This is a genomic window from Sphingomonas changnyeongensis, from assembly GCF_009913435.1.
Classification (GTDB): domain Bacteria; phylum Pseudomonadota; class Alphaproteobacteria; order Sphingomonadales; family Sphingomonadaceae; genus Sphingomonas_B; species Sphingomonas_B changnyeongensis.
On record NZ_CP047895.1, the window covers coordinates 25,899 to 39,095 of the forward strand.

Consider the following 13,197-nt stretch of genomic DNA (forward strand, 5'->3'; position numbering starts at 1 on the left):
AAGAGAGCCGGCCATGCAAAAGGCCCGCCCGGACTTTGCCGGGCGGGCCTTTTTGTCGGGTGCGATCCGCCGCTGCGTTGCAGCAGGCGGGCGTGGCTCAGCCCTTCAGGCGGCCAATCTCGCGGCGCGTCAGGTTGGTGACAACGCGGCCGTCCTCGACCTTCAGCTGGTCCCAGCCGATGGTCACGAAATGATCCTTGTAGATCACCTTGACCCACTTCTGCTCGGCGACGCGGTTGATCAGGCCGACGCGCTTGCCTTCGGCGTCATAGAGCGGGGTGTCGGCGGCGATGGCGCCGTCCTGGGCGAAAGCCGGCGCGGCCGAAACGAAGGCCGGAGCAGCAGCGATCAGGGCGAAAGCAAGAAAAGCAGGCTTCATCGTTCGGATTCCTTTACGAAGCGGGACTGGCAAGAAACGGAACAGGCCGCACCAGCACCGCCCTTTTGCGGAGAAATACGCGCCGATCCCGCACCCTCGTGACGGCCCCGGAAGGCCGCCGTCCCGACGGGCTTTGCGCCCGCTCATATCGTTCCAGTTCCCGGCAGACGGCCGCCCGCCGGGCAGTGCGGCCCGGCCGGGAACGCCCGGCCGAATCGCCTGTTGCATCGCAGCATAGGTTGCGACCCGAAACCTGTCTAGCCCCACGCTTACGTAAAGGTCAAGACGATTCGTCACGCCGCCGTTTCGTGCCGGGCACGCCCGCCACGGGCCCGGCACACGCCGCCTCAATAGCTGCGCGGCAGGCCCAGCACATGTTCGGCGACATAGGCGAGGATCATGTTCGTGCTGATCGGCGCGACCTGATAGAGCCGCGTCTCGCGGAACTTGCGCTCGACATCATATTCGGCGGCAAAGCCGAAGCCGCCATGCGTCTGCACACAGGCTTCGCCCGCCGCCCAGCTGGCCTCGGACGCGAGCAGCTTGGCCATATTGGCTTCCTCGCCGGCATTTTCGCCGGCCTCGTAGCGGGCGATGCCGGAGGCGACCATCAGCTCGGCGGCGCGCATCTGCGCATAGGCGCGGGCGATCGGGAACTGCACGCCCTGATTCTGCCCGATCGGCCGCCCGAACAGCTGCCGCTCGCGCGCATAGGCGGTGGCGCGGGCGATGAACCATTTGGCGTCGCCGATGCACTCAGCCGCGATCAGCAGCCGTTCGGCGTTCATCCCCGACAGGATGTAGCGAAAGCCCTGCCCCTCCTCGCCGACCAGGCTCGACGCCGGCACGCGCAGGCCGTCGAAAAACACCTCGGTCGTCGAATGATTCATCATCGTCTCGATCGGGCGGATGGTCAGGCCGTTGCCGATCGCGGCGCGCATGTCGATCAGGAACACCGACAGCCCGTCGGTCTTGCGCGCCACCTGATCGCGCGACGTGGTGCGCGCGAGCAGCAGCATCAGGTCGCTATGCTCGGCCCGGCTGGTCCAGATCTTCTGGCCGTCGATCACATAGTCATCGCCCTCGCGCCGGGCGGTGGTACGCAGCGCCAGCGTGTCGGTGCCACTGGTCGGTTCGGTCACGCCAAAGGCCTGCAGACGCAGCTCGCCGCGCGCAATCTGGGGCAGATAATCGGCCTTTTGCGCGTCCGATCCGTGGCGCAGCAGCGTGCCCATGATGTACATCTGGGCATGGCAGGCAGCGCCGTTGCAGCCCTGGGCCTGGATCTCCTCAAGGATCGCCGCCGCGCCCGACAGCGGCAGCCCCGCCCCGCCATAGGCTTCCGGGATCAGCGCGGCGAGATAGCCGGCATCGCTCAGCGCCTGCACAAACTCGGTCGGATAGGCGCGGGCGCGGTCCTTTTCGCGCCAATATTCGCCGGGAAAGCCGGCGCACAGCTTAGCCACTTCGGCGCGGATCGCCGCATGGTCGGTCATCCCATCACTCCCCAATCACACCCTTTTGACGCAGATCGGCAAGCTCGCGGCCCGACAGGCCAAGCCGCGTGGCAAGCACGGTTTCGGTATCCGCGCCCAGCACCGGCGCCGGGCGCGGTTCGGCACGCGGCGCGCCGGCCATGGCGCCGAACGCCCCGGCCGCCGGATAGGCAAGCCCGCTGGGATTGGCGGCGGTGCCGAACATCGGATTGGCGGTCACCAGCGCCGGATCGGCGGCCGCCTCGCGCATCGTCTGATAGCCGCCCCAGCAGGCCCCGGCCGCTTCGAGCGCCGGGATCAGCCGGGCGGCGGTGATCGCCGCGACCGCCGCCTCGACGAGCGGATAGAGCGCGTCGCGATGGGCATAGCGCAGCCCCTCGTCGCGCGCGAAGCTGACGCCGCGCGCCGCCTCGATCGCGGCGACCTCAGCGCCGATGCCCAGCACCGTGACCAGCCCGGTCCATTGCCGGGGCGTGATCGCCATCAGCATCAGCCGGCGGCCATCGGCGGTGACGAAATCGCGCCCGAACGCACCGAACACGTCATTGCCGATTCGTGGCCGGTCGGCCCCCGTCGTCAGCACTTCGGCAAGCATGCCCAGATTGGCGATGGTGCCGGTCGCGACATCCTGCAGCGGCACGCGCATTTCGCCGCCCTGCCCGGTCGCATCGCGGTGGCGCAGCGCCGCCAGCATCGCAAAGGCGGCATAGGCCCCGGTCAGCAGATCCCAGGCCGGCAGCACATGGTTGACCGGCGCATCGCCCAGATCGGCCGGGCCGGTGATCTGCGGAATGCCGACCGCGGCATTGACCGTATAGTCGAGCGCCGGCCCGCCATCGGCCCGGCCCATCACCCGGACGGTCACCAGATCCGGCCGCCGCGCGACGAGCGGCGCATGGGCCAGAAAGCCGGTCGCCGGAAAGTTGGTCAGGAACTGGCCGGTCGCCACGACCAGCGCCTGCAGCAGCTCGCGCCCCGCCGGCTGGCCAAGATCGAGCGCCACCGACGCCTTGGCGCGATTGAGATTTTCCCAATACAGGCTGTCACCGCCGGGGGTCTGCGGCCAGCGCCGGAAATCCGGCCCGCCGCCCAGCTGGTCAACGCGGATCACCTCCGCCCCATCTGGGCCAGATACAATCCCGCAGTCGGCGAGGCGACGAAGGACGACGCCTCGATGACCGTCAGGCCCGCCAGCAACGCTGTCATCGGCGCCCTCATCCCGAATGTCCTCGCCGCGCGGGCGCGCGGCGGGGCCGGTCAGCCGCCGGCGGCGCCCTTCATTCCCGATCCGGCGGGCGGCGTCCAGCCCTTTTCCTTTACGTCAAGGTAAAGAGCGGGGCGCGGGGAAGGCGGGTCAGAACTGGCGGCGGGCGCTCAGGATCCACTGGCGCGGTTCGACCGGCCAGCCGATCGTTCCCACGCTGCCGCCGTTGAAGCGGCGATTGCCGATATTGGTCGCCGACAGGGTGACGCCCCAGCGCCCATCGGCGCTGTCAAAGCCGATCTGGGCATTGATCGTCTGCGCATTGTCGACCCGGTGCTGCGGTTCGTTGCACAAAGCGGTGAAATAGGCGCTGGCCCCTGACAGCTCGCCGCCCAGCGTCAGCCGCCCGGCCCGGCCCAGCCCCCCGCTCCAGCCGCCGCGCACGCCGTAACGCCGGTCGGGGGTGAAACGCAGGTCGAGCCGGCGTTCATCGGCCACAAAGGCCGTGCAGCCGGGGCTGGAGGCCAGCCGGGTGAAACGGTCGCTGAGCGTCGAGAAAAAGCCCGAAGCGGCAAAGCCATAGGGCAGGTTCAGGTTGGCCTCCGCCTCCACCCCCTCGATCCGGGCATCGCCGACATTCTGGCGGAAGATTTCGGGCGGGTTGGACCCCGCCCGGGCGGCGGAAAAGGCGATGTTCGTATAATCGTTGCGGAACAGCGCGAGGTTGAGCGCCAGCGCGCGGTTGAAGAACATCGTCTTCAGCCCGGCCTCATAGCTCCACACCGTTTCGGGCGCGATCGCGCCCTGGCGGTTGAGGACGAAATCGATGTTGCGCGCGCGGCCGTCGAAACTGCCGCTGCGGAACCCCTTGGCGACCGAGGCATAGGCGATGCCCGCCTCGCCCCCCGCGCCCAGACGGTATTCGGCGGCAAGGCGCGGCGACACATCGGTCCAGCTGTCGGCGATCCGCCGCTCCGCCCGCCGGCCATCGGGCAGGACGAGCACGGCTTCGGGCGCGGTCAGGAAGGCGACGCGGTAGACCTTGCGCTCATGCGTCAGCCGCGCGCCGGCCGACAGCCCCAGCCTTGCCGTCGGCCGCCAGGTCAGCGCGCCAAAGCCCGACAGGCTGCGCGTCGCCAGGCGCGGCAGATAGGGCGACCAATTGCCCAGCCCCGCCGCGCGCGACGGGGCGATGAAGAAATCATCGGTCCTGAACCGCGCCTGCGGTGTGCCCGCCGGGGCGGCGAAGCTGACCGCCGTTAGCTGGCGGTTGCGCTCGGCAAAGGCGAACAGCCCGACCGTATAGTCGATCTGCTGACCCAGCCGCCCCTGGAGCTGCAGCTCCTGGCTGAGGCTCTGCTGGCGCTGGTCCTGAAGCAGGATGACATTGGTGGCGGGCGGGGCCACCGCCGTCTGGTCGAACCCGATGCGGTTGGCGAGGAACCGGTAGCCGCTGACCGACAACAGGGTCGCATCGCCCAGCCGCCGTTCGAGCCTGAGCGTCACCCCGCCGGTTTCCAGATCGTTGAGCGGATCGGTGTCGGCGGAGGTGAAGCGGTCGATGCTGCCCTCAGGCGTGCGGAAGCGCGGCAGCCGCCGCGCCGGATTGGCGGGATCGACCAGGAAGGGCTGAGGAAAGCGCGGCGTCGACTCCTCGCCGGTCAGATCGGCGGTCAGCAGCACCGACGTCAGCGCATCCAGCTCCACCAGCAGCGAGATCCGCCCCGTTGCCAGCCGCTGGTCGTTGACCCGCGCGCCATTGGTCAGGTTGCGCCCCCAGCCGTCATGCTGGCGGACGAGCAGCGCGCCACGCAGTGCGGCATTCTGCCCCAGCGACAGGTTGACGACCCCGCGCCCGTCGCGCCGGGCAAAGCTGCCCGTCGCCAGCTCGAGCATCGCGCTGTCGCGCCCCGGCTCCGGCCGGCGGGTGACGAGCTTGATCGCGCCGCCGCTGGTGTTGCGCCCGTAAAGCACGCCCTGCGGCCCGCGCAGCACCTCCACCCGCTCGACATCGAGCAGCTCGAACATCGAGCCGGTCGCGCGCGGGAAGATCACATCATCGACATAGATGCCGACCGGCGGATCGTTGGTGAAGATCGAATCCCCCTCGCCCACCCCGCGCAGGAAGACGAGCGCGCCCGAACTCGTCCCGAAATTGCGGTTGAGATAGAGGTTGGGGACGCTCGCGGCGAGCCGGTCGAGATTGCGGTAATCCTCGCGCGCCAGCCGCTCGCCCCCGATCGCGGTGACCGCCAGCGGCACCTGGTCGAGCCGCTCGCTGCGGCGCTGGGCGGTGACGAGGATGTCGGCGTCATTGTCCGCCGCCGGGGCGGCGGGCAACGGCGTCACGGCGGTGGACGACAGCAGAAACAGCAGGGCAAGGCCCCGCGCGGTGTTCGGCGATGTGGGAGACATGGCGCGCCCTTTGCCGCCGCGTCCCCGGCTTGGCAAGCCCGGCGCGCCCTGACCATTGGCCCGCCCGTTACGGTTCCGGGCATCAAAAAGGGGCAGGCATCAAAAAGGGCCGGGCATGAAAAAGGGGCCGCCCCGGCGGGACGGCCCCTCAATCTGTCAGCATCGACGGACGGGCGCTCAGCCCATGATGTCCTGTTCGAGCTTCTTGGCCATTTCCTCGATGTTTTCAGGCGGCCAGCCGGGGATTTCCATGCCCAGGCGCAGCCCCATCGACGACAGCACTTCCTTGATCTCGTTCAGGCTCTTGCGGCCGAAGTTCGGCGTGCGGAGCATTTCCGCCTCGGTCTTCTGAACCAGATCGCCGATATAGATGATGTTGTCGTTCTTCAGGCAGTTGGCCGAACGCACCGACAGTTCCAGCTCGTCGACCTTCTTGAGCAGGTAACGGTTGAGCTGGTTGGCGTCGCTTTCGGTCTCGACCGGGGCCAGGCTGCCGCCGCCATGGGCGACCGGCGCCGACACCGGCAGGCCGTCGTCGAAATGGACGAACAGCTGCAGCTGGTCCTGAAGGATGCGCGCCGCATAGGCGACGGCGTCTTCCGGCGTCACGGTGCCGTCGGTTTCGACGGTGAGCGTCAGCTTGTCATAGTCCAGTTCCTGGCCGACGCGGGTGTTTTCCACCTTGTAGGCGACCTGACGGACCGGCGAGTAAAGCGCATCGACCGGGATCAGGCCGATCGGCGCGTCCGCCGGGCGGTTGTTGGCGGCCGGGACATAGCCCTTGCCGGTGTCCGCGGTCAGTTCCATGTTCAGCGTCGCGCCATCGTCCAGATGGCAGATGACCAGATCGGGGTTCATCACCTCGATGTCGCCCGACACCGCGATCATGCCGGCGGTGACTTCGGCCGGGCCGGTCGCCGACAGCTGCAGCCGCTTCGGGCCTTCGCCCTGCATCCGGAGCGCGATCTGCTTCACATTGAGCACGATATCGGTCACGTCTTCGCGCACGCCCGTGAGCGACGAGAATTCGTGCAGCACATTCTCGATCTTGATCGAGGTGACTGCCGCGCCCTGCAGCGACGACAGCAGCACGCGCCGCAGAGCGTTGCCGAGCGTCAGACCGAAGCCGCGCTCCAGCGGCTCGGCGACGAACGTGCCCTTGCGCTTCGGGTCGCCGCCCTGCTTGCGCTCAAGCGCGGTCGGCTTCTTCAGTTCCTGCCAGTTCTTTGCGTTGACAGCCACTTTGTTCCCCTTGGGGCTGGCCCTGAACGGGGTTCAGGGCGGGTAAAGAGGCGCGGCGGGCCACGCACGCGGCCCGCGGCGCGGATTCGTCAGACGCGGCGGCGCTTGGAGGGCCGCACCCCATTGTGCGGGATCGGGGTGACGTCGCGGATCGACGTGATCTGGAAGCCGACGGCCTGCAGCGCGCGGAGTGCCGATTCACGGCCCGAGCCCGGACCCTTCACCTCGACTTCGAGCGTGCGGACGCCATGCTCGGCGGCCTTGCGCCCGGCGTCCTCGGCGGCAACCTGGGCGGCATAGGGCGTCGACTTGCGGCTGCCCTTGAAGCCCATCATGCCGGCCGACGACCAGCTGATCGCATTGCCCTGGGCATCGGTGATGGTGATCATCGTGTTGTTGAAGCTGGCGTTCACATGGGCGACGCCGGCGGTGATGTTCTTGCGCTCGCGACGGCGGAGGCGCTGGGGTTCACGTGCCATGATCCGTTAATCCTGACCAAAACTCTATGGAAACAACCGGGCCGAACTCAGGCCCGGCGAAGAAGGAGCCTGCCCGGCACATGGCCGGGCGCACGGCTTACTTCTTCTTGCCGGCGATCGGCTTGGCCTTGCCCTTGCGCGTGCGCGCATTGGTGTGGGTGCGCTGGCCGCGCACCGGCAGGCCCTTGCGGTGACGCAGGCCGCGATAGCAGGCCAGGTCCATCAGCCGCTTGATGTTCATCGCGGTTTCGCGACGAAGATCGCCTTCCACCGTGTACTGGGCGTCGATCGCTTCGCGGATCTGCAGCACTTCCTGGTCGGACAGGTCCTGCACGCGGCGTTCCGGCGCGATGCCGAGCTGCGCGGTCAGCTTCTTCGAGGTGGTGAGGCCGATGCCGTGAATATAGGTCAGCGCGATGACGACGCGCTTGTTGGTCGGGATGTTAACACCCGCAATACGTGCCATTAAATCTGTCTCCTGCTCCACGGGCCGGGTGGCTGCCGGCCCATCTCAGCGCTTTGTTTACCGAAAACGCGCAACACCGGTGCGCGAACGAGTCGCCACCGGGCCGCCCTGCTGTCGGAAGCGCGATCCCATACGCGCGCACCCGGCAGCTGTCAACGCCGTGCGCCCCGGCGGCAAGCCGGAGCGACCGGCCAGCCCGGCTCAGCGGTCGAGGATCGCCCCGATCGCGGCGGTCACCTCGTCCATCTCCGCCATCCCGTCGACGCGCGACACCAGCCCGCGCGCCTCGTAATGCGGCAGGATCGGCGCGGTCTTGGCGCGATATTCGGCCATGCGGGTCCGGACCGTTTCGGCATTGTCGTCGGGCCGGCGCTTGAACTCGGTGCCGCCGCAGCTGTCGCACACGCCGGCGACCGCCGGCTGCTTGTAGCGGTCATGATAGCCCGCCCCGCAGCTGGCACAGGTGAAACGCCCGGTGATGCGGTCAACCAGCGCATCTTCATCGACATCGAGCTCGATCACATGGTCGAGCGTGCGGCCGCGCCCGGCGAGAATCGACTCAAGCGTCTCGGCCTGGGCGACGGTGCGCGGATAGCCGTCGAAGATCGCGCCCTGATCCGGCGCCATCCGGTCGAGCGCCTCGCCGATCAGCGCCGAGACGATCTCGTCGGACACGAGCGCGCCCGCATCCATCACCGCCTTGGCCTGAAGCCCGACGGGCGTGCCCGCCTTCACCGCCGCACGCAGCATGTCGCCGGTCGACAGCTGCACCATGCCCCGCGCCGCGACCAGCCGCGCGGCCTGGGTTCCCTTGCCCGCGCCCGGAGGCCCCAGCAGGATGATGTTCATTGGCAATCCTCTTCCCCCTTCACGCGGCATCCGGTGCGGGCGATCAACGCGCCCGCCCGCCCTTCAGCTTCGCCTTCTTGATCAGATCGCCATATTGATGCGCAAGCAAGTGGCTCTGAATCTGGGTCACGGTATCCATCGTCACATTGACCACGATCAGCAGGCTGGTCCCGCCCAGATAGAAGGGGATGCCCGCCGCCGACACCAGATATTCCGGCACCAGGCAGATGAAGGTCAGATAGGCCGCGCCGATCACGGTGATGCGCGTCAGCACATAATCGAGATAGTCGGCAGTGGCGTTGCCCGGGCGGATGCCGGGAATGAACCCGCCATAGCGCTTGAGATTGTCAGCCGTCTCTTCCGGGTTGAACACGATCGCCGTGTAGAAGAAGCTGAAAAACACGATCCCTGCACCGTAGAGCAGCATGTAGAGCGGCGTGCCGTGCTGCAGATACTGGTTGAGGCCGATGATGAAATCACCCCAGGCGCTCTCGCCCGCAGTGCGCTGGCCGGCGAACTGGCTGATCGTCAGCGGCATCAACAGCAGCGACGAGGCGAAGATCGGCGGGATGACGCCCGAGGTGTTGATCTTGAGCGGCAGATGGCTCCGATCGGCCTGCATGGTGCCGCGCGCGGTCTGGCGCTTGGGATACTGAATCAGCACCCGGCGCTGCGCGCGCTCCATGAAGCAGATGAACGCGATCAGGCCGAGCGCGACCACGATGATCGCCAGGATCAGGAACGGCGACATGGTGCCGGTCCGCCCGCCTTCGAACAGGTTGACGAGCGTCACCGGCAGCTGCGCGACGATGCCGGCCATGATGATCAGCGACACGCCATTGCCCACGCCGCGGCTGGTGATCTGTTCGCCCAGCCACATCAGGAACATCGTGCCGCCGATCAGCGAGATGACCGCCGTGACGCGGAACAGCACGCCCGGATCGACGACCGCGGCCACGCCCTGCTGCGCGCCGAAGCTTTCCAGCCCGACGGCGATGAAATAGCCCTGGATCGCGGTCAGCCCGACCGTGCCGAAGCGGGTGTACTGGTTCAGCCGCTTGCGGCCGGTTTCGCCTTCCTTCTTGATCGCGGCGAGCTTGGGGCTGAGCGTGGTCGCGAGCTGCACGACGATCGACGCGGTGATATAGGGCATGACGCCCAGCGCGATGATCGACATGCGCTCGAGCGAACCGCCCGAGAAGGTGTTGAAAAAGTCGAGCACGCCCCCGCGCGTCTGGTTGGCGAGCAGGCCGAGCGCGGTCGGGTCGATCCCCGGCAGCGGGATGAAGCTGAGCATGCGGAACACGATCAGCACACCGATCGTGAACCACAGCCGCTTCTTCAGCTCGGTGGCCTGGCCGAATTTCGACAGGTTGAGGTTGGTCGCCAGTTGGTCGGCTCTGGATGCCATGACGTGTGGGTCGCCTTAAGATGAAATGAGCGGCGGAAGCATGAATGCCCCGCCGCTCATATAATGCCGTCTCCGGGCTTGTCTAAGCCCGGAAGCCCGAGCGGCGAAAAATCAGCCGCGCGCGGCCTTCTTCGCGTCCCGGACGCTGTTCTTCTTGGCCGCCGCCTTCTCGGCCGCCGGGGTGACCGCGATCACCTCGACCGAACCGCCCGCCGCCTCGATGGCGCTGCGCGCACCCGCCGACACGCCGGCGACGAGGAAGCTGAGCTTGGCGCTGAACGCGCCCTTGCCGAGCAGACGCACGCCGTCCTTGCCGCCACGGGCGAGGCCAGCCGCCTTGAGCGCCGCATGATCGATGGTGGTCCCGGCGGCAAGCTTGCCGGCGTCGACCGCCTTCTGCACCGCACCCAGATTCACCTCGGCATAGTCCTTGGCGAAGATGTTGTTGAAGCCGCGCTTCGGCAGACGCATGTGGAGCGGCATCTGGCCGCCCTCGAAGCCGTTGATCGAGACGCCTTCACGGCTCTTCTGACCCTTCTGGCCCCGGCCGCCGGTCTTGCCCTTGCCCGAGCCGATGCCCCGGCCGACGCGCATGCGGCCCTTGCGGGCGCCGTCATTGTCGCGGATTTCGTTGAGTTTCATGTCCTGCACTCGCTTTCGCTGTTGTCGCGCATGGCTGTTGTCGCGCTGATTGTCGCGGATGGGTGGACCGCCCCGCTACAGACTGGCGGCATGCGGCGTCAATGACCCCGCATGCCCCCGGCGATCAGTCGACGATCGCCACCAGATGCTGCACCTTGCGGATCATGCCGCGCACTTCGGGAGAATCCTGAAGCTCCGACACCCGGTGCATCTTGTTCAGCCCCAGGCCGATCAGCGTCGCGCGCTGATCCTGGGTGCGGCGGATCGGCGATCCGATCTGCTTGACTTTGATGGTGGCCATCGCTGGTTACTCCGTGATCGCGGCCGCATCCGCCTCGGCGGTCTGCGAACCGCCGCGGCCGAGCAGGTCGGCGATCTTCTTGCCCCGGCGCTGCGCGACCGACTTGGGCGAGGTCTGCTCGCCCAGCGCCTCGAACGTCGCCCGGATCATGTTATAGGGGTTGGACGTGCCGACGGACTTGGTCACGACGTCCGCCACGCCCAGGCTTTCGAACACGGCGCGCATCGGACCGCCGGCGATGATGCCGGTCCCCTGCGGGGCCGAACGCAGCGTCACGCGGCCGGCGCCGAAATGGCCCGCACCGTCATGATGCAGCGTGCGCCCTTCGCGCAGCGGCACGCGGATCATCTTCTTCTTGGCCGACGCGGTCGCCTTGGAGATCGCCTCCGGCACTTCGCGCGCCTTGCCATGGCCGAAGCCGACCCGGCCCTTGCCGTCGCCCACGACGACCAGCGCCGCAAAGCCGAAGCGCTTGCCGCCCTTCACGGTCTTCGACACGCGGTTGATGTGGACGAGCTTTTCGATCAGCTCCTCGCCACCTTCCTCGCCGCGCCCGCCACGCTCGTCGCGACGGCCGCGATTGCCGTCACGGCCACGGCCGCCACGATCGCCACCGCCCCGGCCACGACCGCCACGGCCACGCCGCTCGCCGCCTTCCGGCTGACCGGCGTCCGCGCCGGCCTGGATTTCGGTTTCGTCAGCCATTTAGAACTCCAATCCGCCTTCGCGAGCGGCATCAGCGAGCGCCTTGACGCGCCCGTGGAACAGGAAACCACCGCGGTCGAACACGACCTTGGTGACGCCGGCGGCAGTGGCCCGCTCCGCGATCCGCTTGCCGATCGCAGCCGCCGCATCGACGGTCGCGCCGGTGGTGCCGCGCAGGTCCTTGTCGAGCGTCGACGCCGCAGCGACGGTGCGCCCCGCCTCGTCGTCGATCACCTGGACATAGATGTGCCGGCCCGAACGGTGGATCGACAGGCGCGGACGCGAACCGCCCTTGGCGCGCAGCGCCGTGCGGACGCGCTGGCGACGCTTTTCGAAAAGAGAGAGCTTGGCCATTACTTCTTCTTCCCTTCCTTGCGGAAGATGAACTCGCCGCGATACTTGATGCCCTTGCCCTTGTACGGCTCGGGCTTGCGCCAGCGGCGGATCTCGGCGGCAACCTGGCCGACCTGCTGCTTGTCGATCCCGGTGATGGTGATCGTCGTCTGGTCGGGCGTCGCGATCGTGATGCCTTCCGGCACCGGATAGTCGACATCGTGGCTGTAGCCGAGCTGCAGCTTCAGGTTCTTGCCCTGCGCGTTGGCGCGGTAGCCGACGCCGGTGATTTCCAGCGTCTTGGTGAAGCCCTCGGTCACGCCGGTGACCAGGTTCTGCACCATGGTACGCTGCATGCCCCAGAAGGACCGGGCCTGCTTGCTGTCATTGGCAGGCTGGACCGAGATCTGGCCGTCCTGGACCTCATAAGAGATGAGGTCGGCAAGCTTCATGGTGAGCGTGCCCTTCGGCCCCTTGACCGACAGTTCGCCGCCCGCAATCGAAGCGGTGACGCCGGCCGGAATGGCGACGGGCTTTTTCCCGATGCGGCTCATGATCAGAAGACCTCCGCAAGAACCTCGCCGCCGACATTCTGTTCGCGCGCTTCCGCGTCGGACAGAACGCCCTTGGGCGTCGAGACGATGGTGATGCCGAGGCCGTTGCGCACGCGCGGCAGCTCCTTGCTGCCCGAATAGACGCGGCGGCCAGGCTTGGACACGCGGGCGACATACTTGATCGCCGGCTGGCCCTCGAAATATTTCAGTTCGATGCGCAGGCCGCTGTGGCCGCCAACGACTTCTTCGCGATAGCCGCGGATATAGCCTTCGCGCTGAAGCACATCGAGCACACGGGCACGCAGCTTCGACGCGGGCGAGGTCACGCTGTCCTTGCGCGCCTGCTGGCCGTTGCGGATGCGGGTGAGCAGATCACCCAGGGGATCGGTCAATGCCATGACGTTTGTCCTTACCAGCTCGACTTGGTGACGCCGGGGATCAGGCCCTTGTTGGCCAGTTCACGGAACATCACGCGCGCCAGGCGGAACTTCCGGTAATAGGCGCGGGGCCGACCGGTCACTTCGCAACGGTTGCGGATACGGGTGGGGTTCGCATTGCGGGGCAGCTCGGCCATCTTCAGCCGCGCGATCAGCCGCTCGGTCTCATCGCGCGACGTGTCGTTCGCGATCGCCTTCAGCTTCGCATATTTGCCCGCATACTGCTTGACGAGCTTCCTGCGACGCTCGTTCTTGTTCACGGAACTCAGTTTCGCCATGACTTA

At 67.5% G+C, this 13,197-nt stretch carries 15 protein-coding genes and 1 pseudogene; all 16 read right to left on the reverse strand.

The annotated features are described in order from the left end of the window. Positions 1-97: 97 nt before the first annotated feature. The 16 genes and pseudogenes from GVO57_RS00140 to rpsN all read right to left on the reverse strand — a co-directional run bounded on the left by GVO57_RS00140 (position 98) and on the right by rpsN (position 13,191). A complete protein-coding gene (locus GVO57_RS00140; protein ID WP_160590840.1) occupies positions 98-379 on the reverse strand; it encodes a hypothetical protein in 282 nt (93 codons plus the stop codon). A 347-nt stretch (positions 380-726) separates the two neighbouring features. Further along, complete coding sequence (locus GVO57_RS00145; protein WP_160590842.1) at positions 727-1,875, reverse strand: acyl-CoA dehydrogenase family protein; 1,149 nt, start codon at positions 1,873-1,875, stop codon at positions 727-729. Positions 1,876-1,879: 4 nt separating this feature from the next. After that, a pseudogene (locus GVO57_RS00150) lies at positions 1,880-3,081 on the reverse strand (CoA transferase). 148 nt (positions 3,082-3,229) lie between these two features. Further along, positions 3,230-5,494 (reverse strand): TonB-dependent receptor, encoded by a 2,265-nt coding sequence (locus GVO57_RS00155; protein ID WP_160590844.1) that lies wholly within the window; start codon positions 5,492-5,494, stop codon positions 3,230-3,232. Between the two features lie 177 nt (positions 5,495-5,671). Then, on the reverse strand, positions 5,672-6,736 hold the full coding sequence (locus GVO57_RS00160; protein WP_160590846.1) for a DNA-directed RNA polymerase subunit alpha: 1,065 nt from the start codon (positions 6,734-6,736) through the stop codon (positions 5,672-5,674). Between the two features lie 89 nt (positions 6,737-6,825). Continuing rightward, a complete protein-coding gene (gene rpsK, locus GVO57_RS00165) occupies positions 6,826-7,215 on the reverse strand; it encodes a 30S ribosomal protein S11 (protein ID WP_157025218.1) in 390 nt (129 codons plus the stop codon). 97 nt (positions 7,216-7,312) lie between these two features. Then, positions 7,313-7,681 carry a 30S ribosomal protein S13 gene (rpsM, locus tag GVO57_RS00170; RefSeq protein WP_160590848.1) on the reverse strand — a complete coding sequence of 123 codons (369 nt, stop codon included), beginning with the start codon at positions 7,679-7,681 and terminating at the stop codon, positions 7,313-7,315. A 201-nt stretch (positions 7,682-7,882) separates the two neighbouring features. Further along, on the reverse strand, positions 7,883-8,530 hold the full coding sequence (locus tag GVO57_RS00175) for an adenylate kinase (RefSeq protein WP_160590850.1): 648 nt from the start codon (positions 8,528-8,530) through the stop codon (positions 7,883-7,885). Between the two features lie 43 nt (positions 8,531-8,573). Next, positions 8,574-9,941 carry a preprotein translocase subunit SecY gene (gene secY, locus GVO57_RS00180; protein ID WP_160590852.1) on the reverse strand — a complete coding sequence of 456 codons (1,368 nt, stop codon included), beginning with the start codon at positions 9,939-9,941 and terminating at the stop codon, positions 8,574-8,576. A gap of 111 nt (positions 9,942-10,052) precedes the next feature. Continuing rightward, positions 10,053-10,583 (reverse strand): 50S ribosomal protein L15, encoded by a 531-nt coding sequence (gene rplO / locus GVO57_RS00185; RefSeq protein ID WP_160590854.1) that lies wholly within the window; start codon positions 10,581-10,583, stop codon positions 10,053-10,055. 124 nt (positions 10,584-10,707) lie between these two features. Further along, on the reverse strand, positions 10,708-10,884 hold the full coding sequence (gene rpmD, locus GVO57_RS00190; RefSeq protein ID WP_160590856.1) for a 50S ribosomal protein L30: 177 nt from the start codon (positions 10,882-10,884) through the stop codon (positions 10,708-10,710). Positions 10,885-10,890: 6 nt separating this feature from the next. Beyond that, positions 10,891-11,589 carry a 30S ribosomal protein S5 gene (gene rpsE / locus GVO57_RS00195; RefSeq protein ID WP_160590858.1) on the reverse strand — a complete coding sequence of 233 codons (699 nt, stop codon included), beginning with the start codon at positions 11,587-11,589 and terminating at the stop codon, positions 10,891-10,893. Beyond that, positions 11,590-11,943, reverse strand: a complete 354-nt coding sequence (rplR, locus tag GVO57_RS00200; protein WP_160590860.1) for a 50S ribosomal protein L18 — start codon at positions 11,941-11,943, stop codon at positions 11,590-11,592. It abuts the gene before it with no gap. Continuing rightward, positions 11,943-12,476: a 50S ribosomal protein L6 gene (gene rplF / locus GVO57_RS00205; protein ID WP_160590862.1), complete on the reverse strand. Its 534-nt coding sequence runs from the start codon at positions 12,474-12,476 to the stop codon at positions 11,943-11,945. Before rplF ends, rplR begins: the two co-directional genes overlap by 1 nt. 2 nt (positions 12,477-12,478) lie before the next feature. Next, entirely contained in the window at positions 12,479-12,874 is a 396-nt protein-coding gene (gene rpsH, locus GVO57_RS00210) for a 30S ribosomal protein S8 (RefSeq protein WP_160590864.1), read from the reverse strand. Between the two features lie 11 nt (positions 12,875-12,885). Further along, positions 12,886-13,191 (reverse strand): 30S ribosomal protein S14, encoded by a 306-nt coding sequence (gene rpsN, locus GVO57_RS00215; RefSeq protein WP_160590866.1) that lies wholly within the window; start codon positions 13,189-13,191, stop codon positions 12,886-12,888. Between the last annotated feature and the right edge of the window lie 6 nt (positions 13,192-13,197).

Bases quoted from the DNA above. Each gene is read 5' to 3' on its own strand.
- rplO (WP_160590854.1), bottom strand. From the start codon at position 10,583: ATGAAACTCAACGAAATCCGCGACAATGACGGCGCCCGCAAGGGCCGC.
- rpsN (WP_160590866.1), bottom strand. From the start codon at position 13,191: ATGGCGAAACTGAGTTCCGTGAACAAGAACGAGCGTCGCAGGAAGCTC.
- rpmD (WP_160590856.1), bottom strand. From the start codon at position 10,884: ATGGCCACCATCAAAGTCAAGCAGATCGGATCGCCGATCCGCCGCACC.
- rplF (WP_160590862.1), bottom strand. From the start codon at position 12,476: ATGAGCCGCATCGGGAAAAAGCCCGTCGCCATTCCGGCCGGCGTCACC.
- rpsK (WP_157025218.1), bottom strand. From the start codon at position 7,215: ATGGCACGTGAACCCCAGCGCCTCCGCCGTCGCGAGCGCAAGAACATC.
- GVO57_RS00155 (WP_160590844.1), bottom strand. From the start codon at position 5,494: ATGTCTCCCACATCGCCGAACACCGCGCGGGGCCTTGCCCTGCTGTTT.
- rpsE (WP_160590858.1), bottom strand. From the start codon at position 11,589: ATGGCTGACGAAACCGAAATCCAGGCCGGCGCGGACGCCGGTCAGCCG.
- GVO57_RS00145 (WP_160590842.1), bottom strand. From the start codon at position 1,875: ATGACCGACCATGCGGCGATCCGCGCCGAAGTGGCTAAGCTGTGCGCC.
- rpsM (WP_160590848.1), bottom strand. From the start codon at position 7,681: ATGGCACGTATTGCGGGTGTTAACATCCCGACCAACAAGCGCGTCGTC.
- rplR (WP_160590860.1), bottom strand. From the start codon at position 11,943: ATGGCCAAGCTCTCTCTTTTCGAAAAGCGTCGCCAGCGCGTCCGCACG.
- GVO57_RS00175 (WP_160590850.1), bottom strand. From the start codon at position 8,530: ATGAACATCATCCTGCTGGGGCCTCCGGGCGCGGGCAAGGGAACCCAG.
- secY (WP_160590852.1), bottom strand. From the start codon at position 9,941: ATGGCATCCAGAGCCGACCAACTGGCGACCAACCTCAACCTGTCGAAA.
- GVO57_RS00140 (WP_160590840.1), bottom strand. From the start codon at position 379: ATGAAGCCTGCTTTTCTTGCTTTCGCCCTGATCGCTGCTGCTCCGGCC.
- rpsH (WP_160590864.1), bottom strand. From the start codon at position 12,874: ATGGCATTGACCGATCCCCTGGGTGATCTGCTCACCCGCATCCGCAAC.